Below are 22117 nucleotides of genomic sequence, written 5' to 3' on the forward strand. Positions count from 1 at the left end.
GTTACAGGTTACCGTGGCATAAGCACACCGCCATCACCACGGTGTGCTTCTTTTGTTATTTCTGGTCCGCCCGTAGCAGTGCCGATCTCTGCTTCAGCCAATGCCCGCCTAACGTCAACATTATGATGAGCACAAAGCCTGTCCCGCTAAACAAATAGAGTGCGGTAACCACGCCAAAATATTGCGCGCAATAACCCGCACCGATGGAAACCAGAGCGGTAATCACCATCTGAAGACGGTAACTTTTTGCCATCGCCGCGCAGACAAGATGCTCATCAAACTGTTTCAGGATGGTGTAAATCGCCAGTGCAAACACCACGTTTGAGAAAATATGTGCAGTAAAAACCAATAGCCAGTGCGAGAAAGATTGAGGGTGAAAAGGGGATTAACGCGTAGCAGGCGATAAATGCGCAAAGGCAGGCGGTCATCAGCATATTGCTATTGCTGCGTTTTTCGAATTTATCCGGGTTGAGGATGAGTGGGCCGACGAGTTGCCCCAGACTGCGGGCGAAAAGCAGCGCCAACGCCATGCTATGCGCCTCCTCACCTGAAAGTGTTGCGGGAACCAGGCCTGGCAATAACGCCATTGCGGGTGCGCCAGCGAACGCCAGAAGTGGCAGCAACAAAATTCCACGCCGCTGGGTGCCCGACAGCGTTTTCCACCGGAGGCTGACCGTGGTGGAAAATACCGGCGTGAAAGTCTTACTGAAGCGTGATTTTGCCGATCTCAGCAACAGCAGTGCTGCTGCAAAACTTAACAGGTCGATAAAGAGCAGCGACATCACGCCGATGCGCCCCAGTAACAGCAGGCCAAGCCCGACGCCCAAAATCACATTGCAGGCGAAGATTAGGGTTTCGAGCGAGGTGGCAACCGGAAGTTCTTGCTCCGAAAGTCCTGCTTTGAAGATTTTACTCATCGCCGGGAAAGTCATGCCGATGGTAAATGCCGAGACAGTTTGGGCCACGAAAAATAGCGGAACAGACCCTGTCATCACTGCACCAAAAGGTGCGGCAAGGCCCAACATGCCTAAGCATTCGCCCCAAATAAGGAGCTGGAAAGGGTTGTTGTTTCGGCAGTACCGTTCGCCTATTTTGCTGCCGATGAAACCCGGCACGGTTGAAAGAACATAGGCAAGAGCAAGGGATGTCGCAGGGACCGACAAGCGAATTAATTCACTGAAAATAACGATATAGGTAATGCCATTCCCAACGGATGAGACCACAAAAGAGAGCCCGAGGAACAGCAACCACGGCGTGCGAGCCAGGGTCTGGTGTAGTGCTTTTATCATGACATAATCCAATAAGTGAGCATTTCCCGGCAGTTGCGAGAAATAACAAAGTAATCGTGTGGTTACAGTCTTATTGGCAATGGCATTACATCGGACACAATCCTGGTCAGTTATAGCGGCTGTTATTTAAATATGACGCTTTTGCCGTTTCGTCAATATAGCGCGCTTTATTCCGCGACTCTGATGCCTGAGTAATTTTTAGGTGATTAAAAAACAATCAAGCCGCTGTGCATTATACTTTGACTGTGCTCAATCGTTTTTTTTGAGGTGTCAGGAGGCGTTATGAGTCATGTCTGGGGGCTTTTTTCTCATCCCAATCGTGAAATGCAGGACATAAAACGCGAGAACGAAACGGTTTCACATCACTACACTCACCATGTGTTAATCATGGCGGCCATTCCGGTTATCTGTGCGTTTATTGGCACGACCCAAATTGGCTGGAATTTTGGTGATGGTACGTACGTTCAATTGTCGATGTTTACCGGATTCTATTTAGGCGTACTGTTTTATGCATTGATGTTGGCAGGTGTTGCCGTCATGGGGCGTGTTATCTGGTGGATGGCACGGAACTACCCGCATCGGCCATCTCTTGCGCGTTGTATGGTCTTCGCAGGCTACGTTGCGACGCCGCTGTTTCTGAGTGGCCTCGTGGCGCTGTACCCTCTGGTTTGGCTGTGTGTTTTGGTTGGCGCAGCGGCGCTTATTTATACCGGCTACCTGTTGTATGTGGGCGTGCCCGAGTTCCTTGGCATCAATAAAGAAGAAGGAATGAGTTTTTCCAGCTCCACTCTCGCCATTGGTGTGCTGGTCCTTGAAGTGCTGTTAGCCCTCAGTGTTATTCTCTGGGGTTATGGTTACAGGCTTTTTTGATACTCGCTTACGAATCAATTGTGGCAGTTTTCCGGGGCGTCAGAGTATTATGCTGGCGCCTCGTCTATTCATACGCGCTGTGAAGAGATTCGAAGGACACATTATTTTTTTGAATAATTATAGAAGTGTCAACATGCCGACAAAAATCCGTCTATCGTTGCTCAGCCTTGCGCTGATGATTGCCGTACCATTCGCTTCCCAGGCTGCAACTAAAGCCACCGTACAACAGGCCAGTGCCGCGCAGGAAATCGCTTCCGGCAGTGCCATGATCGTTGATCTGCAAACCAATCAGGTTTTGTATTCCAGCCATCCAGATTTAGTGCGCCCGATTGCCTCGATCACCAAATTGATGACGGTGATGGTGGTTCTTGATGCGAAGTTGCCGATGGATGAGATGCTGAGCGTCGACATCAGCCAAACGCCGGAAATGAAAGGAATTTATTCCCGCGTGCGCCTGAACAGTAAAATCGATCGTAAAGACATGATGCTGCTGGCGTTAATGTCATCAGAAAACCGCGCGGCGGCGAGCCTTGCCCACCACTATCCTGGCGGCTACAACGCATTTATTCGCGCGATGAACGCTAAAGCGAAATCTCTTGGCATGACTCACACGCGTTATGTCGAGCCGACCGGACTTTCGATTCAAAACGTTTCCACGGCACGTGATTTGTCGAAAATGCTGATCGCATCGAAGCAATACCCGCTGCTCGGCCAGTTGAGTACCACTAAAGAAGATATGGCAACATTCAGCAACCCGCCGTATACGCTGCCATTCCGTAATACCAACCATTTGGTTTACAACAATAAGTGGAATATTCAGCTCACCAAAACCGGTTTTACTAACAATGCCGGGCACTGCCTGGTGATGCGCACCATGATCAATAACCGCCCGGTGGCATTAGTCGTGTTGGATGCATTCGGGAAATACACCCATTTTGCAGATGCGAACCGTCTGCGTAATTGGATGGAAACCGGCAAGGTGACGCCAGTTCCAGGATCTGCACTGGCATATAAAAAGCAAAAGGCCGCGCAGATGGCGAGCAATAGTACGCAGAGTAATGCGCTAGACGATTAAGGCAAATCAAACGATACCCTAAATAATTCGAGTTGCAGCAAGGCGGCAAGTGAGAGAGTCCCAATGAGCTTAGTCAACTAAGTGATTTGGGCGAATGAACGCAGCCAACGCAGTTGCAGCTTGAAGTATGACGGGTATCAGGGCAGCGTCCAGTCACCCTCATTGAGTGGGCGCTGCATAATCAAGGTATCTCGCCAGCCACCAAGCTTAAACCCCACGCTACGTAATTGCCCGACCACTTCGAAACCGAGCATCTTGTGCAGGCGGCACGAACCTGTGTTGTTTTCACCATCGCCAATCACCGCCACCATCTGCCGCCACGGGCCTTTTTCGCACCGCTCAATAAGATGGTTTAACAATTCACGCCCCACACCCTGGCCGGTCATGCTGGCGTCGATATAAACTGAATCTTCGAGTGTATAACGATACGCCGGACGCGGGCGATACGCCGTTGCATAGCAATAACCCACCACAATTCCACTGTGCAGGGCAACGAGCCAGGGGAGCTGTTGCAGGTGCACGGCATTCAGGCGTTCTGCCATTTCGCTAATTGTGGGAGGTGACTCTTCAAAAGAACCGCGGCCATGAAGAACGTGCCATTCATAAATAGCCGTGATGGCAGGAATATCGTCGAGCGTTGCGTCCCGAACTTGTAACCGCGCGGACGGCAATGTTTCTAACACCGACATTTCTCGCTCCTGTAACAAAAAGGCAGGTGGCATGAGGTCACACCACCTGCACTAATCTAGTACGAAAAATAGTCTAAAGACAGCCGGATTCTGGCAGTTGACAATACGCCTTAAGGGTTATCGTGGTGATGCGTATGGTTGCAGGATGCTTCTTCCCACCATTTGTGCTTGGTGGTCTTTCCTATCCCCGGGTTCATGCTGTTAGTCGGGTCATTTGCCTTATAAAACTGTTTTAAGCTGGCGGGAGCTTCATACAAATGTCCAACGTTATGCTCAGCCGGATATTGCGCGCCGCGTGAACGCAACAGTTCTAGCATCTGCTCTTTGAGCGCATGGGCATCAACGCCTTTTTTAACGATGTAATCCTGGTGGAAGACATGGCACATAAAGTGGCCGTAATAGAGGCTGTGGCTTATCTGGCTGCTGATTTCTGGCGGCAGTTGCTCAAACCACTCTTGATCGTTGCGGCGCAGGGCAATATCGAGTGCCAGAATGTCTTCCACTTCACTGGCGTGCACCGCGTGATAACGCACGGCGGCACCGGCGGCGGCAAAACGGTGTAAAAATGCTTTTGCCCCTTCGGTTGGTGTGCAGACGAAAAATGCGCCTTCAGCCTGCTCGAAATAGCTCTCAAGCCAGTTACGGGCCTCACTAATGCCATCGCCTGACATCTTCAACAACAGGTGGTGTTCGTACTTTCCACGCCACTCTTTCATGCGCGGCGGTAAATGGCTCGGGCACCAGCCGCTCAGACGCTGCAAAACACGGTCAGAGAAGTGCGGTTTTACAAACGGGACTTTTTCAAACCATGCATCAGCGCGACCTTTCAGGGTGAAGAAAAGCGGCATTTTGTCGGTGCCGAGTTTGTCGATCATCATAAAGGTGTCTTTGCCGTACACTTCGGCAATATCGTAAATATCTCGATGCATGTATTCACCCGCCACCGGCAGGTTTTCAAAGTTGGCCAGAATATGGCGGCGGATTTCAGTCAGTACTTCTGGTTTATTGGTGCCGATGTAAAACACTTCGTTTTGTTTTTCTGCCACAAAGGTATCGAGGCGCACGGCAAATACGGCGAGCTTTCCGGCACAGCCTGAGGCTTCAAAAAGGCGGCTGGGATCGGCATTGAAGCGTGATGGTGTGTCAGCCTCCACATCACGCACGCGCTCGGCGTAATCTTTATCAGAGGCCTGGCGTTGGTCATGCAGCACATTTTCAGGTTTGACGCGCTCATCATCGAGCTTGCCGAGAATCTGTTCGGGGGTCACACCTAAGTCGATTCCCAGGTGGTTGACCAGCGTTAGCTTACCTTGCTCATCGATGCGGGCGTACAGCGCCATTTCGGTATACGCAGGGCCTCGTTTAACCAGTGAACCACCGGAGTTATTACAAATCCCACCAATCACCGACGCGCCAATGCACGATGAACCAATCACTGAATGGGGCTCACGACCTAATGGTTTTAGGGTTTTTTCTAGTTGATAGAGCGTACTTCCAGGGAAGGCCAGCACCTGCTTGCCGCCATCTAACAGCTGCAATTTATCCAGACGCAACGTGCTGATAATGACAATTTCACGGTCGTAATCGTTGCCATTCGGCGTTGAGCCTTCGGTCAGGCCTGTATTGGCGGCTTGCATCAGGATAATTTTATCGGTGCTGACGCAAACGCTCAGAACACGCCATAACTCAAGCAGTGTTCCGGGGAAAACTACCGCCAGCGCATCACCCTGGCCGGAGCGGAAACCTTTACGATAACGTGCCGTTTTTGCCGCATCGGTTAATACATGTTGGCTGCCCACCAGGCGGTTCAGCTCATTTATAAATGTTTGTTTTTGGGATGGCGTAGAGTTAGACATTTATCCGCTCCTTGGGAAAATATTGACGACTACAAGCATAGCTCGCAAATCGATAATGAATCGTCTTAAAGGTTCGGAAAATCAGCACATAACACCGAAGCGACACTTCTTACAGCAGTAACCTTGTGGCACACTGCTCGTCTTATCACTTCGTGCGGCCCTCTGTGGCGGCTTGAGCAAGAGAGTAATGTCGATGAAATGGCTCTGTTCTGTAAGTATTGCAGTTAGCCTTGCGCTGCAACCCGCGCTGGCTAACGAAATGTTTGGCCCACACCCGTTAACACCTGAGGCGCGTGACGCATTCGTCACTGATTTGCTGAAGAAAATGACCACCGACGAGAAAATCGGCCAGTTGCGGTTAATCAGCGTTGGGCCAGATAACCCGAAAGAAGCCATTCGCGAGATGATTAAAGACGGGCAGGTCGGGGCGATTTTCAACACCGTCACACGTCACGACATCCGCAGCATGCAAGACCAGGTGATGGATCTCAGTCGCCTGAAAATCCCATTATTCTTTGCTTATGACGTGGTTCACGGCCAACGTACCGTGTTCCCCATCAGCCTCGGCCTTGCGTCTTCATTCAATCTCGAAGCGGTAAAAACGGTAGGCCGTGTTTCGGCTTATGAGGCTGCAGACGATGGCCTGAACATGACCTGGGCGCCAATGGTGGATGTGTCTCGTGACCCACGCTGGGGCCGTGTTTCTGAGGGCTTTGGTGAAGATACTTATCTGACGTCCATCATGGGTCGCACTATGGTTGACGCGATGCAGGGCAAAAGCCCGGCAGACCGTTATTCGGTGATGACCAGCGTCAAACACTTCGCGGCTTATGGCGCAGTGGAAGGCGGCAAAGAATACAACACGGTTGATATGAGCACTCAACGCTTGTTCAACGACTATATGCCGCCGTACAAAGCCGCGCTGGACGCGGGCAGCGGTGGCGTAATGGTGGCGCTGAACTCACTGAACGGTACACCAGCTTCTTCTGATTCATGGCTTTTGAAAGATCTGCTGCGCGATGAGTGGAAATTTAAAGGCATCACTATTTCTGATCATGGTGCCATCAAAGAGTTGATCAAGCACGGCGTGGCAAGTGACCCGAAAGATGCGGTGCGTATTGCGCTGAACTCTGGCATCAACATGAGTATGAGCGATGAGTATTACAGCAAATACTTGCCAGAACTGGTGAAAAGCGGCGATGTGCCAATGGCTGAACTTGATGATGCCACGCGCCATGTGCTGAACGTGAAATACGATATGGGGCTATTCAACGACCCATACAGCCACTTAGGGCCGAAAGAATCTGACCCTGAAGACACCAACGCGGAAAGTCGCCTGCATCGTAAAGATGCACGTGAAGTTGCGCGTGAAAGCATGGTGTTGCTGAAAAACCGCCTGCAAGTATTGCCGCTTAAAAAATCCGGCACCATTGCCGTTGTCGGCCCGCTGGCGGACAGCAAGCGTGACGTAATGGGTAGCTGGTCTGCTGCAGGTGTTGCCGATCAAACCGTGACCGTGTTGCAGGGGATTAAAAACACCGTTGGTGATAACGCGAAAATCGTCGTTGCGAAAGGTGCCAATGTGACCGATGAAAAAGACATCGTCGCGTTCCTGAACCAGTACGAACCTGCGGTTCAGGTTGACTCACGTTCTCCACAAGCAATGATCGACGAAGCGGTTAACGCTGCGAAATCTGCCGATGTGGTGGTGGCTGTTGTGGGGGAAGCACAAGGCATGGCTCACGAAGCATCAAGCCGTACCGATTTGGTGCTGCCGCAAAGCCAGCGTGATTTGATCGCTGCGCTGAAAGCGACGGGTAAACCGTTGGTGCTGGTGCTGATGAATGGCCGCCCTCTGGCGCTGGTGAAAGAAGATCAGCAAGCCGATGCACTGCTCGAAGCCTGGTATCCGGGTACCGAAGGCGGTAATGCCGTTGCCGATGTACTGTTTGGCGATTACAACCCGTCAGGCAAATTGCCGATGTCCTTCCCGCGTTCTGTTGGGCAGATCCCAACGTACTACAGCCACCTGAACACTGGCCGCCCGTACAATCCGGAAAAACCAAACAAATACACTTCCCGCTACTTTGATGAAGCCAACGGCCCACTGTATCCATTTGGTTACGGCCTGAGCTACACCACGTTCACGGTGTCTGACGTGAAAATGTCTGCCCCGACGATGAAAGCAGATGGCAAAGTAGAAGCCTCAGTTGATGTGAAAAACACCGGTGACCGTGCAGGTGAAACCGTTGTGCAGCTGTATGTGCAGGATGTCACTGCATCAATGAGCCGCCCGGTCAAAGAGCTAAAAGGCTTTAAGAAAGTGATGCTCAAACCTGGCGAAACCCAGACCGTGAGCTTCCCTATTGACGTTGAAGCACTGAAGTTCTGGAACGCGCAGATGAAACATGTTGCCGAACCAGGCAAGTTTAATGTGTTTATCGGCCTGGATTCAGCCCGCGTGAAACAGGGTGAGTTTGAACTCAAGTAATTACCCTTCATACTTGAAGCTGCACCCAAGAAAAGAGCCGGTTTTCCGGCTCTTTTCTTATTCTGCTCTCCTCGCTCTACCAACCTGCCAAAATGCCAAAACTCGACTAAACTTTTGCGAGTCCATGATTTTTAAGCAAAGAAAAACAGTGAGGAAGCACGATGAACGTATCAGCGCGTTGGGGTATGGCGGGGTTAGTCTTACTGGCCGCAGGGGCACAAGCTGCGGAGCCGGTGAAAGTAGGTTCAAAAATTGATACCGAAGGCTCACTGCTCGGCAATATCATTTTGCAGGTACTGGACAGCCACGGCGTCAAAACTGTCAATAAAGTGCAGTTAGGCACCACCCCGGTCGTGCGTGGCGCGATTACGGCGGGCGAACTGGATATTTACCCGGAATATACCGGTAACGGGGCATTTTTCTTCAAAGATGAAAAAGATGCTGCATGGAAAAATGCGCAACAGGGCTATGAGAAAGTTAAAAAACTCGACGCCGACAAAAATCACCTCGTGTGGCTGACACCAGCTCCGGCGAACAATACCTGGACCATCGCGGTGCGCAAAGATTTGGCCGAGAAAAACAAACTCACCTCGCTTGACGATCTCAGCGCGTACCTGAAAAAAGGCGGTGAATTTAAGCTTGCTGCTTCGGCTGAATTTATCGAACGCTCTGATGCGCTGCCTGCGTTCGAAAAAGCCTATGGCTTTAAACTTGAACAGCCGCAATTACTGTCGCTGGCGGGGGGCGATACGGCGGTCACGATTAAAGCTGCGGCGCAGCAAACCTCTGGCGTGAATGCGGCAATGGCTTACGGAACGGATGGCCCGGTGGCGGCACTTGGCCTGCAAACGCTGAGCGATCCGAAAGGTGTGCAGCCAATTTACGCGCCAACGCCCGTTGTGCGTGAGGCCGTGCTGAAGGCTTATCCGCAGATGGACGAATGGCTTAAACCGGTGTTTGCATCACTTGATGAGAAAACACTGCAACAGCTTAACGCCAGCATTGCGGTGGAAGGGCTGGATGCCAAAAAAGTGGCTGCTGATTACCTGAAACAAAAAGGCTTTGTGAAGTAGGTTACTGAACGACGGGTGGATGGGCTGGTGCCTATCCACCCTGGAAGGGCTTTCACCCCGGTCGGACACGCGTAATGCTATCCGACCACGATAAAAACAACAGGATGTCTGTTTGCTCAAAATTCATAATCGCGTCCTGCTGCTTCTGGTGATATTGCTGGTGGTGGCAGGCGCGGCTTTGCCGTTTATCAACTTTGCACCCAACCGCCTGGTTTCCGGGGAGCCTGTTGCGCTTAGCCAACTCCCCGCACACGCTGGGCTCCTGCTTGCCCTTCCGGTGTTGATACTGGCTTTCCTGGTGCTACTACCTTGCCGCTCATTTCCACTGTTTATCACGCTCATGTTAGGCGAACTGCTGTTTATCGCCATTCTGTGGGTGATGGGGCTGACGGCGACGCAATTTGCGCAGCAGGGAAGCACGCTTGCGCGAACATCGCCGGGCAGCGGGTTATGGCTGTCGCTGACCTTATGTCTGTTGTTGTGCGCGGATGCCATCAACCGCCTGACGGCCAAAGCGCTCTGGCGTTTATTGCTGAATCTACAGATCTGGATTGTGCCCGTCGCGCTGCTCTGGAGTGGTTATTTTTCCGACCTTTCACTGCTCAAAGAGTACGCCAACCGCCAGGATGTTTTTGATGATGCACTCACGCGCCATCTGGCTTTGTTGCTCGGTACCTTGTTCCCTGCGTTAGTGATTGGCGTGCCGCTGGGGGTGTTTTGTTATACCCGCCCTGGCTGGCAGTCTTCGGTATTTTCGGTACTCAACATTATTCAGACGGTACCGTCAGTGGCGTTGTTTGGCCTGTTGATTGCACCACTTGCAGGACTGGTGAAATTTTTACCGTGGTTAGGATCAGTAGGCGTAAGCGGAATTGGCGTGGCTCCGGCGATCATCGCGCTGGTGCTGTATGCACTGCTGCCGCTGGTGCGCGGTGTCGTCGCAGGTTTGCAGCATGTCCCGCGCAATATCATTGAAAGTGCCGAAGGTATGGGCATGTCACGCTGGCAGATTTTCTGGCAGGCCGAAGTGCCGCTGGCGTTGCCGGTTTTGCTGCGCAGCCTACGCGTGGTTTGTGTTCAGACTATTGGTATGACGGTGATTGCTGCACTTATTGGCGCCGGAGGTTTCGGTGCGATTATCTTCCAGGGGCTACTCAGCAGCGCGCTGGATCTGGTGTTGCTCGGCGTGATCCCTGTGATCGCCCTGGCGGTGATTCTGGATGCGTTTTTTAAACTGTTTATCTCATTGCTTGAGGAAAAACAGCCATGATCGAATTTGAAAATGTCAGTAAATCCTTTCAGGGTGCGGCGGCGGTTCAGGATTTATCGCTGAACATCAAAGAGGGTGAATTTACGGTGCTGATTGGTACTTCTGGTTCCGGTAAATCCACCACGCTGAAAATGATTAACCGCCTGGTGGAACATGATAGCGGGCGTATCCGCTTTGCCGGCGAAGAGATACGTAATTTTGACGCCAAAGCGTTGCGCCGCCGCATGGGGTACGCGATTCAGTCAATCGGCCTGTTCCCCCACTGGAGCGTGGCGCAGAATATCGCCACCGTACCGCAACTGCTGAAATGGCCGAAAGCGCGAATCAATGCGCGTATCGACGAATTGCTGGATCTGCTTGGTCTTGATGCCGCGCAATTCCGTTACCGCTACCCGCATCAGCTTTCCGGTGGGCAACAGCAGCGTGTTGGCGTGGCACGTGCACTGGCCGCCGACCCGGAAGTGTTGCTGATGGATGAGCCATTTGGCGCGCTGGACCCGGTCACGCGCGGGGCGCTTCAGCAAGAAATCATCCGCATCCACCAGTTGCTTGGCCGCACCATTGTGCTGGTGACGCACGATATCGACGAGGCACTGACGCTGGCCGATCGCATTGTGCTGATGGACAACGGGCAGGTGGTTCAACAAGGCACGCCGTTAGAACTCTTAACCCGCCCGGCGACAGATTTTGTGCGTGATTTCTTTGGCCGTAGCGAACTGGGCGTGCGGTTGTTGTCACTACGCCATGTCGCAGATCGCGTGCGATCACAAGAACGCTTAGCGGGTGAGCCGATAAGCGAAATGTTAAGTTTGCGCGAGGCGTTATCGCTGTTTGTTGATCGCCAGTGCCAGCAGTTACCGGTGGTTAATCAGCAGGGCGAACCGTGCGGCGTTTTGCATTTCAGCGATTTAGTTCGGGGTGAAAATGCGCTTGATTCGTGACCCTCTGTTGTGGCTGATTGCGTTTTTCATCGCACTTCTGGTGGTGATGCCTTACAGCAGCCCCTTGTTTAGCTGGCTGTTTCCGGAGCTGGAAAGGCCGCTCTACCAGCAAGACAGTTTTATCGCCCTGGCACTAAAACACTTCATGCTGGTGGGTATTTCAAGCCTGGTGGCGGTGGTGATTGGTATGGGGCTGGGGATTGCTGTCACACGCCCGGCGGGCCTGGAATTTCGCTCGTTGGTCGAAACTATCGCCGCCGCGGGGCAAACATTCCCGCCGGTAGCGGTGCTGGCCATTGCGGTACCGGTGATGGGGTTTGGCCCGAAGCCCGCGATTATCGCGCTGGTGCTTTACGGTTTGTTGCCGATTTTACAGGGGACACTCGCCGGAATGGGGACGGTGCCGGACGCGACAAAAGAGATTGCGCTGGGGACCGGAATGAGCCGCTGGCAGATGCTGCGAAAAGTGGAGTTACCGCTAGCGGCACCGGTCATTCTGGCGGGGATTCGTACGTCGGTGATTATTAATATTGGTACTGCGGCGATTGCATCCACCGTGGGGGCCAGCACGTTGGGATCACCGATCATCATCGGCTTGAGCGGTTTTAACACCGCCTATGTGATTCAGGGGGCTTTACTGGTTGCGATGGCGGCCATTGTTATTGACCGCCTGTTTGAGCGCCTTTTGCGCTACATCACGCGTTATGAAGGATAACGATATAACCCATCAGCATGACGCCGCCAATCCCGCCGATAGCCATGACCAGCATGCCGCCCACAAGGGCCATTTTACTTAGTTTCATCTTCGCTCCATATGTTCGACCCGTCATCCTTCAAGGGCTGCGCGGTTGGCTGCTCGGGAATGTTAACAGGTGTATATGGTGTCGATTATAAGGCGAAGCAGGGTTGTTAATGAATCATTAAATTCATCTTATGCGTGCGTTGTGGTGTTCCCGTTACTCGACAGAGGGAAAATCTGTAACCCGGCGCAGCGCCAGAGTTCAAGTTGATCGAGCTGAGTGTGGGTGGGGGTGTCGCCGCACCAGACCAGCAATGTTTGTTGTGCAAACAGCTCAGGGCGCAGTTGATGGAGCGAATGCGCCAGAACGTCAATACGCCAGCCCTGCTGTATTGCCACCCATGCAGCCATCCATAAGCGAGTGGTGTCGGGCGTATCCCAACCTATCAATAAAGCATCTTTTCCACTGCGTTTACGCGCTGAGGCGAGGCACAACGCAATGTAGTTGATCAGTGCGCCGTCCAAAAGGCTGAGCAGTGTATTGAGAGTGACTTGATGGCATTGCAGGCGGCGGCGAAGGGGAATGTAGAGCTGGTGGACGAGGGTTTCTGCGGGATAATCACGGCCAATGTCAGCCATCCAGGTGCGTAAGCGGTTGGGGCTGCCGCTTTGCAAATGATGCAATAACAGCTCCTGGCGCTCCCGCCAGCCGCTTTCAAGATTCTGGAGTTCACCACCCAGCAAGGCGTTTACCTTGCTGACCTGCACACCATTTTCAATCCAACGTTTGATTTCACGAATACGTTCGATGTCGGCATCGTCAAACAAGCGATGCCCGCCATCCGTGCGCTGTGGTTTTAATAACCCGTAACGCCGTTGCCAGGCACGCAACGTTACGGGGTTGATATCGCAAAGCACAGCCACTTCACCGATGGTATAAAGCGCCATGTTATCTCCACACTCTGCCCGGGAAGCCCCCGTATAAATGTAGTCATTCACATGAACTTTAGTGACTAATGTAACTAAAAATTAATCGTCGAAGTACCAGTAGCCCTGATTAACCAGTTCAGTCAATACGTTAACAAATTCCGGGTTCTTTAATGCGTCACCCAATTCTGTTTGGCCCAGTGTTGTGAAACGGCAAAGTGCATCCGCTGCCGCTGGAACAGGGGATTCCATTGGCTCGCTATTGACGAAGAACACACCGTCAACGTTCAGCACACGCAACCCGCTTAAGCGCGTCAGGCTTTCACCGCCAACCAATGCATCGAGGATTTCATCTTGCTGATAAGGTGGCTCAGCAGGTGCGACATCCAGCTCGTGGCGTGGTGTCGTGACAAAACGGCCAAACCACTGCTTGAAATCTTCCGGCTGGTTGATGACTTCCATCATCATGTCGCGCAGGCGATTAAGCTCGTAGCCTTCCACTTTGCCTGGGTGCTCGCGAACCGTTAAATCCGGGTCGCTGTAATGCTCGCCGCCCAGATCGTTTTCCAGCGCGTAGTCAGCAAAGCTGCTGATCAAATCACGGCCATTTGGCCCACGGAAACCAACGGAATAGTTAAGTGCCGTTTCATGGGTGAAGCCATCGTGCGGGAAACCTGGCGGAATATACAGAATATCGCCCGGCGCAAGGTCTTCATCAATGATTGGCTCGAACGGGTCAACGTGCAGCAATGCAGGGTGCGGACAGAACTGGCGCATTGGCAGTTTGTCACCCACACGCCAGCGGCGGCTACCCATGCCCTGAATAATAAACACATCATACTGATCGATATGCGGGCCAACGCCGCCGCCTGGGACCGAGAAGGAGATCATCAGATCGTCTAAACGCCAGTCCGGCAAGACACGGAATGGGCGAACCAATTCAGCAGACGGTGCATGCCAGTGGTTAACAGCCTGAGCCAGCAATGACCAACCGGTATCACCGAGATTGTCAAAATTCTCGAACGGACCGTTGGCGGCCTGCCATTGATCATTGGTATGGCTGACGAGTCGGCTATCCACCTCTGCTTCCATAGCAAGACCGGCTAATTCATCCGGGGTAATCGGATCGACAAAATCAGGAAACGCATTTTTTAAGATGACCGGCTTTTTTTGCCAGTATTTCTCTAAGAACTCAGGCCAGTCTAAATTAAGTTGATAATCCATTTTTTGATACCAGTGGAGGATAAACGGGCTCGATTATAGAGAAGGTACGCCGCAGGCCGCCTTGTCATGAGTCAAGGCTTGCTCACAGTGTTGGTGAAAAAACAATACATCCCGGCTTTAAAAAGTGGGACAATAGTGGCTGTTTATACAGTAGAAGTGGTTTTTATGGCCTTGTCCTCCGCTCAAAAAGAGCAAATCGCCGCCTGGTATAAGGCGCTACAACAGCAGATCCCAGACTTCATTCCGCGCCCACCGCAACGGCAAATGATTGCCGAAGTGGCAAAAACGCTTGCGGGTGAAGCGGGGCGACATCTGGCGATCGAGGCTCCCACTGGCGTGGGGAAAACGCTTTCATACCTGATCCCCGGTATCGCTATTGCACGCGGCGAGCAAAAAACGTTGGTGGTCAGCACGGCAAACGTTGCCCTTCAGGATCAAATATTCAGCAAAGATTTGCCGCTGCTGCGCAAAATCATTCCCGATCTGAAATTTACCGCCGCGTTTGGCCGTGGGCGTTACGTTTGCCCGCGCAACCTTGCCGCTCTTGCCACGGACAACGCCTCACAGGGCGATTTGCTGGCTTTTCTCGAAGATGAGATGGCACCGACCAGCAAAGACGAACAACAGCGTTGCGTAAAACTGAAAACCGACCTTGATGCCTATAAATGGGACGGGTTGCGTGACCACACTTCGCAAAATATTGAAGACGATCTCTGGCGGCGCTTAAGCACTGACAAGGCCAGTTGCCTGGGGCGCAATTGCCACTGGTATCGTGAATGCCCGTTTTTTGTGGCTCGCCGTGAAATTGACGACGCCGAAGTGGTGGTCGCCAACCACGCCCTGGTGATGGCCGCGATGGAAAGTGATGCGGTGCTGCCCGAAGCCAAAAACCTGCTGCTGATTTTAGATGAAGGCCACCATTTGCCGGATGTGGCGCGTGACGCGCTGGAAATGAGTGCCGAAGTCACGCCGGGCTATAGCCGTTTGCAGTTCGATCTCTTCACCAAACTGGTCGAAACCTGCATGGCGCAGTTCCGCCCAAAAAGCCCACCGCCGCTGACCAATCCAGAACGTTTGACCAATCATTGCGAAGAAATTTTTGAGCTGCTCAGCTCGTTTAACAGCATTGTTTCATTGTGGTTGCCGGGCGAAAAAGAGGCCGAACATCGTTTTGAAATGGGTGTTCTACCCGAAGAAATTATGGTGATTTGCAAGCGGCTGGCGAAGCTGATGGAAGGGCTGCGCAGCCTGTCAGAGGCCTTGCTTAACGATCTTGGCGAAAAAACCGGAACGCACGATATTGTGCGTTTGCACCGTTCACTGCTGCACATGAACCGGGCGTTAGGCTATTTCGAAACGCAGAGCAAACTGTGGCGGCTTTCGGCAATGGAAAAGGCATCGGGAGCGCCGGTGTCGAAGTGGGTGACGCGTGAAATCCGCGAAGGGCAGCCACATCTGTATTTCCATTGTGTGGGCATTCGTGTTTGCGATCAGTTAGAAAAACTGGTCTGGCGCAACGTTCCACATGTGATTGTGACCTCTGCAACGTTGCGCTCGCTCAATAAATTCGACCGCCTGCAAGAGATGAGCGGGCTGGATGAAGATGCGGGCGATCGGTTTATTGCGCTGGATTCCCCGTTTAACCATGTCGAGCAGGGCAAGCTGGTTATCCCGCAGTTAACTGTTGAGCCAACGATGGAAAACGAAGCTCAACATCTGGCTGAAATGGCGGCGTTCTTCCGTGCTGAGCTGGCGAAAGGTGAGCATAAAGGCATGCTGGTGCTGTTTGCCAGCAACCGCGCAATGCAGGTGTTCCTGACACACGTCACTGATTTGCGGCTGACTCTGCTGGTGCAAGGCGACATGCCGCGCTATCGGCTAGTGGAATTGCACCGTAAACGTGTTGAGCAGGGTGAAACCAGCGTGCTGATTGGCCTGCAATCTTTTGCAGAAGGCCTCGATTTAAAGGGCGATTTACTCAGCCAGGTGCATATTCACAAAATCGCCTTCCCACCCATCGACAGTCCGGTGGTGGTCACGGAAGGTGAATGGTTAAAAACGCTAAAACGCTATCCTTTTGAAGTACAGAGTTTACCGAGCGCATCATTTAATCTTATTCAACAGGTAGGGCGTTTAATTCGTAGCCACGGCTGTTATGGTGAGGTAGTGATTTATGACCGCCGCTTGTTGACCAAAAATTACGGGCAGCGTTTACTGGGGGCATTGCCGGTGTTTCCAATAAGCCAGCCCGAAGCGCCAGCGGCTAAACTGATTGATACCACACCTAAAAAGACGGTGCGGCGCAAACGTGTGAGCAAGAAATAGAAAGGAGACTCTGAGTGGATTACCGTAAGATCATTAAAGAAGTCGGGCGCGGTAAAAACCACGCACGCGATCTGGATTTTGACACCGCTCGCGGCTTATATGCCCATATGCTCAGGGGAGAAGTGCCGGAACTGGAGCTGGGCGGCGTGCTGATTGCATTGCGTATTAAAGGTGAGGGCGAGGCAGAAATGCTTGGCTTCTATGATGCCATGAAGCATCACCTGATTTCGCTGACGCCACCCGTAAACAAGCCGATGCCGATTGTCATTCCTTCGTATAACGGCGCCCGCAAACAGGCAAATCTCACGCCATTGCTTGCCATGTTACTCAACCGTCTTGGCTTCCCGGTTGTCGTACATGGCGTGAGTCACGATCCCACCCGTGTGCTCACCGAAACGATTTTTAGCTTGATGGGCATTGAACCAACGCTGCATGCAGGCCAGGCACAAGCCAAACTGGACTCACATCACCCGGTTTACATCCCCATCAGCGCGCTTTGCCCACCGATGGAAGACCAGCTCGCCATGCGCTGGCGCATGGGCGTGCGTAACAGTGCGCATACGCTCGCAAAACTTGCGACGCCGTTTGAAGAAGATGCCGCACTGCGCCTTGCCAGCGTTTCCCATCCTGAATATGTCCCGAAAGTGGCGAAGTTCTTTGCTAATATCGGCGGGCGCGGTCTGCTGATGCACGGCACCGAAGGCGAGGTGTATGCCAATCCGCAACGCTGCCCACAGATAACGCTTATCGACAGCCAGGGTTCGCGGGTCGTAATCGAACGGCAGACAGACGTCAGCGACGAAACCGTGGTGTTGCCTGAGGGGAAAGACCCGGATGTGACCGCTCGCTGGATTGAGCGCTGTGTGGCCGGTGTGGAACCTATCCCGCAATCATTAAGAACGCAGATGGCCTGCTGCCTGGTGGCAACAGGTGAGGTCGCAACCTTTGAGGACGGTTTAAGCCGAGTTAATCAGACATTCTGATTATCCCCGTTTTAGGCTGCATCTTTGTTGGCTGCGAGCTTTCGCCCAGGTTACTGACTTTTATTTTTGATATAGCTGAATGCAAGGCAAAAAAAAGCCCGCGGTAAATGGCCGCGGGCAACAAGGGTCATAACAGAGTAAAACAGTGGTGCGGAGCAAAGCTCCAGATATAAAATATGAGGGTAAATCAGTGCACTACTGCAGTCTTACTTATAGATAACCGCAGTACCGCTCATTTTGCCGTTGGTGTTAGCAGAAGTGATTGAATACGCACTTGCGCCAGCGTCTTTTGCTTTTGCAGCCAGTTTTGCTTCCAGGCCGTCCAGAGTTGTTGCGCCATCCGCTGAAACCACACCCACTTTATTTAAGTTCTGAGCTTCAGATGGGCTGATAGATTGTGCAGCGAAAGCACCGAAAGAAAGAGTAGAAAGGGCGATTGCGGCTACAGCATATTTGATGGTTTTCATAGTTAATTTCTCGCAGGTTATTCTGTTTAAGGTGACGTTGTTCCGTCGATGTGATTATGGTCACACTTTTAAGTAGAAGAATAAATCGAATAGAATTGACCACCTTATTCAAAATTTTTGAATCTCGTCTAAATCATTGAAATGAGTGATGATTCGCCAGTTAATCATCACTCTGATTTTTGTGATCTGGTTCACGCTTCGCTTTCCGCATTTTTTGCTACTTTTTTTGTTATCACTGGTCAGCTCTGTTGTGCAATCGCTTGCGCGTAGTTTTTGTTATTAATGTGGGATTTACCCTTTGCGCCTGCTAACTTGCTTTTATAATGAAGACTTTACTTAACCGCATACCAGAAGAGGTTTGATGGAGATTAAGCTGCACTCCAACGCCACCACCACGCCACGAACTCGCAAGTACATTCAGAACTCTGATAAATCCGACAGTGAACTGGCGGAGGAGCTGAATATCTCTGTCGATACCGTCAGGCGCTGGCGTAAGCGAGATGACTGTTTTGACAAATCTCATCGGCCTAATACCATTCATCGTGCTTTGAGCCATGAGCAGGAGGCGATGTTAGTTTTTCTGCGCGTGCGTTTGTCACTTTCGCTCGATGAACTGCTGGAAGCAGCACAACTGCTGGTGCAGCAAGGGATTTCCCGCGCAAGTGTCAGCCGGGCGCTGCAAAACTGGCAGCAATCCCGTTTATCAAAACCCGATCTGAAACAACCTGTCGGCCATTTGCGTTTGGATGTCTTCCCGCTGCCACAAAGCATTACCCATAAGCACGGCGCTTTGCTGGTGTTTAGCGACCCGGTATCGGGTTTTATTGCCGTAGCGCTGCGTGAGCGTGATGATGAACAGTCGCTTGATGCGCTGGTGGGCTTTTTGCAGCAGAGTTTGTTGTTGCAGGTGTGTTCCATCACGGCAAAAACGACGCCGCTTTCGCAACACCTGGCAGAAAAACTTGGGGTTTCGCTCTATGAGCCACAGTCAGAAGCCTGGCAACAACAGGCGGCAACTGGCGAGTGGGGGCGGCCGCTGGAGCAACTTCTTAACGGCGAACGTTATGATAAGCGGCTAGGTTTTGGGGCGGTGTTGCTGGAGTTTGAGGATTTACTGAACAAACGTATTATTCGCAGCCGGCTGAAAAACCTCACGCCAGCTGCGTGGTTAAAGTCCCGTTAATCGCAAAGACTTAGCGCGTGGTCGAGAATTTTCTCCCCGTTGACCATGCCGTAATCCATCATATTAATGGTTTCAACGCGCTTATTAAGCGGTGCGGCGAGCTGCTTGCAGTCAGCCAGTTTGTAGGCAATCTGCGGGCCGAGCAGCGCACAGTCGAAAGTGGTTATCGCATTTTTAAAATCACTCACACCTTTGGCCGCAATTTCAATCTCCAGCCCGCGTTTTAGCGCAGCTTCCTGCATGCGTTTGACCACCAGACTGGTCGACATCCCTAAATCACAAACCAGCAGAATCTTTTTCATGAGTCTTTCCTTTGCACAGATTGAGTAAGAATTGTGTCAAGAGCAGAGCAGGGCGGCCGCTGGCCTGGGTAAATTTCCCACGGCTTAGCGCGGTTCCACTGACATCCAGATGTGCCCACGCTGCCTGATGGCAAAACTTACTTAAAAAATGGGCGGCGGACACGGCGATTGCCGCATTATTCGGTGGGGTATTCGTGAGATCGGCAATATGGCTTTTAACCTGGGGATCAAAACTTTCATCCAGCGGTAGCGGCCAGACTCTGTCCTGAGTAAGGTCGGCGGCCTGTTGCAGTTGCTGGCTGAGTGCCGGGTTATTGCTCATCAGGCCGGAGATATCGTAACCCAGCGCTTTCACTACCGCTCCCGTCAGCGTGGCGACGTCAATTAATGCCGCCGGATTAAAGCGTGTGGCGGCATAGCTAAGGGCGTCGGCCAGCACCAGGCGGCCTTCGGCATCGGTATTGATAATCTCGACACTGTGCCCGGCATGGGATTTCACAACGTCGCCGGGGAGCATCGCGTCAACGCCCGGCATATTTTCGGCCAGCGCCATTACCGCCACAACATTGAGCGGCATTTGCAGCGTTTTGACTGTCTCCATCAGCCCGAACACCGTCGCCGCACCACACATATCGTATTTCATGGTGCGCATCCCTTCGCCCTCTTTGAGCCACATCCCGCCGGTATCGAAGGTAATGCCTTTGCCCACAAATGCGTAAGTCGGTGCGCTTTGCGCCGCACCTTGCCAGCGCAGAGTCACCAGGCGTGGCGGGTTATGGCTGCCTTTTCCGGTTGCATCCAGACAACCCATACCCAATTCACGGATGGCGTTTTCATCAAGGATTTCACAGTGCGTTTGTGGATGTGCGCTCGCCCAGCGTTCGGCCTGCTGGGCGACATCCTGCGGGCGGCAATCATTGGCTGGCAGGTCGGCAAGCTGGCGTGAGATAAGCATTCCGCCTGCAATCGCCTGGGTCTGCACGGCCAGCTCAGTCGCTTGTGCATGGGTATTTTCGGTTAATAACCACAGTTGCCCATGGCTTTGCGTTTGTTTCTGGCGGTAACCCAACTGTGGCAACTGATAAAAGTGGTTCATTACTGCCACGAGTAGAGTTCGCAGGCGAGCAAAAACGGTGTGGTTTGCCAGATCAAAACCTGAAATATCCAGTGCGATGGGCTGTGACACAGGGGAGGGGATCAGCGTGTTCAGGCATTCTATCGCCTGGCGCAGCACTTCAGGGCGCTCGAGTTCACCCGAAGGTAACAGTGTGAGCTGCTGGCAGGTTTCGTTTAAACCAAACGGCGTGGATTGTGCATCTTCATGCTGAGCCATCTCATTGAGCAAAGGGCGCAACGAATGCGGCCAGGCATCTGAATGTGTTTTCCACACCATCAGATGGGCCTCTTTTGGGCACAGCGCGGGCGTGGTTACCTGGCATTTCATACAATCACCTCCGCAGTCACACGTTGCAAATAGGCATCAAGCCACGCCTGGTCTGCGGGGCGAATCAAGGTATGTTTGCCTTCACGAGTGGTTAAAAAGACCGCGGGTGTTTGCGTTGGTGTGGCAACAGAAAACGAGAAGTTATCAATAGTGGTCGCCGCTCCGTACTCTCCCCGGTTATTCATACACACCACTGATAAATCACCCGCACGGCCGAAGCGCGCAATCAGCTGGCTTTCCAAATCGTAAACGGCCGATTCTGCCGCCTGTTGCGGTGATATGCCACGCCCCATTCGACTGACAATTTCATAGCTGATGCAGCCTTTCATCAGGTCTTCGCCAAGGCCCGTTGCTGTTGCTGCACCAATCTGGCTGTCGGCATAAAAACCGGAGCCAGAAACCGGGGAATCACCGACTCGGCCAGGGCGTTTCATAAACAACCCGCTGGTGGAGGTGGCGACACACATTTGCTGATTTTGGTCGAGCGTAATAACGCCGACGGTGTCATGACCGGTATACGGACTGAGACCGCGATCGAGGGTTTCACGTTTACGTTTCAGGTAATGCTGGTGGGCACGGTCAGTCAGCATATTTTTGCGCTCAAAACCTTGCGCGAACGCCCAAGTTTGCGCACCTTCACCGACCATAAAACTATTGAAGCGCTCACGGCTCAGCGCCTGGGCTACAAGAATTGGGTTGGCGATGTCGCGAATGCTGGCGACCGCACCGATGGCAAGCGTTGAACCATCCATAAACGCAGCGTCGAGTTCAACCACGCCTTGTTCATTTGGCAAACCGCCGTAGCCGACGGATTTATAGAACGGATAATCTTCCACACAAGTCACCGCTCGCACAGCAGCACTACTGGCGTTGCCGTTTTCCTGCAATAAACTCGCGGCTTCACTGACCCCTTCCCAGGCCATGCGCCAGGTTGCTATCACGCCCCAGTTTGTCGATAACGTCATGTTT

21 protein-coding genes are annotated in these 22117 nt (G+C 52.4%); 10 read left to right on the forward strand and 11 right to left on the reverse strand.

Annotated features, from left to right (window positions below; translation table 11 throughout):
* Positions 1-55: 55 nt before the first annotated feature.
* Positions 56-319, reverse strand: a complete 264-nt coding sequence (locus M975_RS23295; RefSeq protein WP_245164279.1) for a hypothetical protein — start codon at positions 317-319, stop codon at positions 56-58.
* On the reverse strand, positions 276-1289 hold the full coding sequence (locus tag M975_RS03585; protein ID WP_245164287.1) for an MFS transporter: 1014 nt from the start codon (positions 1287-1289) through the stop codon (positions 276-278). The genes M975_RS23295 and M975_RS03585 overlap by 44 nt, the downstream gene beginning before the upstream one ends.
* Positions 1290-1571: 282 nt before the next feature.
* Between M975_RS03585 and M975_RS03590 the strand changes: the two genes are divergently transcribed.
* Both M975_RS03590 and pbpG read left to right on the forward strand, forming a co-directional pair.
* The gene (locus M975_RS03590; protein ID WP_064557361.1) at positions 1572-2159 is read left to right on the forward strand and encodes a Yip1 family protein; all 588 of its coding nucleotides are present in this window, start codon (positions 1572-1574) and stop codon (positions 2157-2159) included.
* Positions 2160-2292: 133 nt separating this feature from the next.
* On the forward strand, positions 2293-3234 hold the full coding sequence (gene pbpG, locus M975_RS03595; protein ID WP_064557363.1) for a D-alanyl-D-alanine endopeptidase: 942 nt from the start codon (positions 2293-2295) through the stop codon (positions 3232-3234).
* A 137-nt stretch (positions 3235-3371) separates the two neighbouring features.
* Here the strand turns inward: pbpG and M975_RS03600 are convergent, their stop codons facing one another.
* Both M975_RS03600 and dld read right to left on the reverse strand, forming a co-directional pair.
* The gene (locus M975_RS03600; protein WP_064557366.1) at positions 3372-3923 is read right to left on the reverse strand and encodes a GNAT family N-acetyltransferase; all 552 of its coding nucleotides are present in this window, start codon (positions 3921-3923) and stop codon (positions 3372-3374) included.
* A gap of 110 nt (positions 3924-4033) precedes the next feature.
* Positions 4034-5779, reverse strand: coding sequence for a D-lactate dehydrogenase (dld, locus tag M975_RS03605; protein WP_064557368.1), 1746 nt, complete (start codon positions 5777-5779; stop codon positions 4034-4036).
* 193 nt (positions 5780-5972) lie between these two features.
* Between dld and bglX the strand changes: the two genes are divergently transcribed.
* The 5 genes from bglX (at position 5973) to M975_RS03630 (ending at position 12269) form a co-directional block, all read left to right on the forward strand.
* Positions 5973-8270, forward strand: a complete 2298-nt coding sequence (gene bglX, locus M975_RS03610; RefSeq protein ID WP_064557664.1) for a beta-glucosidase BglX — start codon at positions 5973-5975, stop codon at positions 8268-8270.
* A gap of 161 nt (positions 8271-8431) precedes the next feature.
* The gene (gene osmF, locus M975_RS03615) at positions 8432-9343 is read left to right on the forward strand and encodes a glycine betaine ABC transporter substrate-binding protein OsmF (RefSeq protein WP_064557370.1); all 912 of its coding nucleotides are present in this window, start codon (positions 8432-8434) and stop codon (positions 9341-9343) included.
* Positions 9344-9455: 112 nt separating this feature from the next.
* Entirely contained in the window at positions 9456-10613 is a 1158-nt protein-coding gene (locus M975_RS03620; protein ID WP_064557372.1) for an ABC transporter permease, read from the forward strand.
* Complete coding sequence (locus tag M975_RS03625) at positions 10610-11554, forward strand: ABC transporter ATP-binding protein (RefSeq protein ID WP_064557374.1); 945 nt, start codon at positions 10610-10612, stop codon at positions 11552-11554. The genes M975_RS03620 and M975_RS03625 overlap by 4 nt, the downstream gene beginning before the upstream one ends.
* Positions 11538-12269, forward strand: coding sequence for an ABC transporter permease (locus M975_RS03630; RefSeq protein WP_064557376.1), 732 nt, complete (start codon positions 11538-11540; stop codon positions 12267-12269). Before M975_RS03625 ends, M975_RS03630 begins: the two co-directional genes overlap by 17 nt.
* Here the strand turns inward: M975_RS03630 and M975_RS23300 are convergent.
* The 3 genes from M975_RS23300 to M975_RS03640 all read right to left on the reverse strand — a co-directional run bounded on the left by M975_RS23300 (position 12250) and on the right by M975_RS03640 (position 14444).
* Positions 12250-12342, reverse strand: coding sequence for a hypothetical protein (locus M975_RS23300; protein WP_374941768.1), 93 nt, complete (start codon positions 12340-12342; stop codon positions 12250-12252). The genes M975_RS03630 and M975_RS23300 overlap by 20 nt on opposite strands.
* Before the next feature lie 143 nt (positions 12343-12485).
* Positions 12486-13241 carry a MerR family transcriptional regulator gene (locus M975_RS03635; protein ID WP_064557378.1) on the reverse strand — a complete coding sequence of 252 codons (756 nt, stop codon included), beginning with the start codon at positions 13239-13241 and terminating at the stop codon, positions 12486-12488.
* An 81-nt stretch (positions 13242-13322) separates the two neighbouring features.
* Positions 13323-14444, reverse strand: a complete 1122-nt coding sequence (locus tag M975_RS03640; RefSeq protein ID WP_064557380.1) for a ribosomal protein uL16 3-hydroxylase — start codon at positions 14442-14444, stop codon at positions 13323-13325.
* A gap of 165 nt (positions 14445-14609) precedes the next feature.
* Between M975_RS03640 and dinG the strand changes: the two genes are divergently transcribed.
* Together dinG and ybiB are read left to right on the forward strand one after the other, a co-directional pair.
* A complete protein-coding gene (gene dinG / locus M975_RS03645) occupies positions 14610-16769 on the forward strand; it encodes an ATP-dependent DNA helicase DinG (RefSeq protein WP_064557665.1) in 2160 nt (719 codons plus the stop codon).
* 14 nt (positions 16770-16783) lie between these two features.
* Complete coding sequence (ybiB, locus tag M975_RS03650; RefSeq protein WP_064557382.1) at positions 16784-17752, forward strand: DNA-binding protein YbiB; 969 nt, start codon at positions 16784-16786, stop codon at positions 17750-17752.
* Between the two features lie 206 nt (positions 17753-17958).
* Here ybiB and ybiJ read toward each other — a convergent pair whose 3' ends face one another.
* Positions 17959-18219, reverse strand: coding sequence for a DUF1471 family protein YbiJ (gene ybiJ / locus M975_RS03655; RefSeq protein WP_064557384.1), 261 nt, complete (start codon positions 18217-18219; stop codon positions 17959-17961).
* Positions 18220-18580: 361 nt separating this feature from the next.
* Here ybiJ and M975_RS03660 point away from each other — a divergent pair, with 361 nt between their 5' ends.
* Positions 18581-19402: a helix-turn-helix domain-containing protein gene (locus M975_RS03660; RefSeq protein ID WP_064557386.1), complete on the forward strand. Its 822-nt coding sequence runs from the start codon at positions 18581-18583 to the stop codon at positions 19400-19402.
* Here M975_RS03660 and M975_RS03665 read toward each other — a convergent pair.
* From M975_RS03665 to M975_RS03675, 3 genes are read right to left on the reverse strand one after another with little or no spacing between them, the layout of a single operon-like run.
* Positions 19399-19704 (reverse strand): PTS sugar transporter subunit IIB, encoded by a 306-nt coding sequence (locus M975_RS03665; RefSeq protein ID WP_064557388.1) that lies wholly within the window; start codon positions 19702-19704, stop codon positions 19399-19401. The genes M975_RS03660 and M975_RS03665 overlap by 4 nt on opposite strands.
* Positions 19679-21148, reverse strand: coding sequence for a leucyl aminopeptidase (locus M975_RS03670; RefSeq protein ID WP_064557390.1), 1470 nt, complete (start codon positions 21146-21148; stop codon positions 19679-19681). The genes M975_RS03665 and M975_RS03670 overlap by 26 nt, the downstream gene beginning before the upstream one ends.
* On the reverse strand, positions 21145-22113 hold the full coding sequence (locus tag M975_RS03675; RefSeq protein ID WP_064557392.1) for a glycosylasparaginase: 969 nt from the start codon (positions 22111-22113) through the stop codon (positions 21145-21147). The genes M975_RS03670 and M975_RS03675 overlap by 4 nt, the downstream gene beginning before the upstream one ends.
* Positions 22114-22117 lie beyond the last annotated feature (4 nt).

The sequence above is a fragment of the Buttiauxella brennerae ATCC 51605 genome, assembly GCF_001654925.1.
Classification (GTDB): Bacteria; Pseudomonadota; Gammaproteobacteria; order Enterobacterales; family Enterobacteriaceae; genus Buttiauxella; species Buttiauxella brennerae.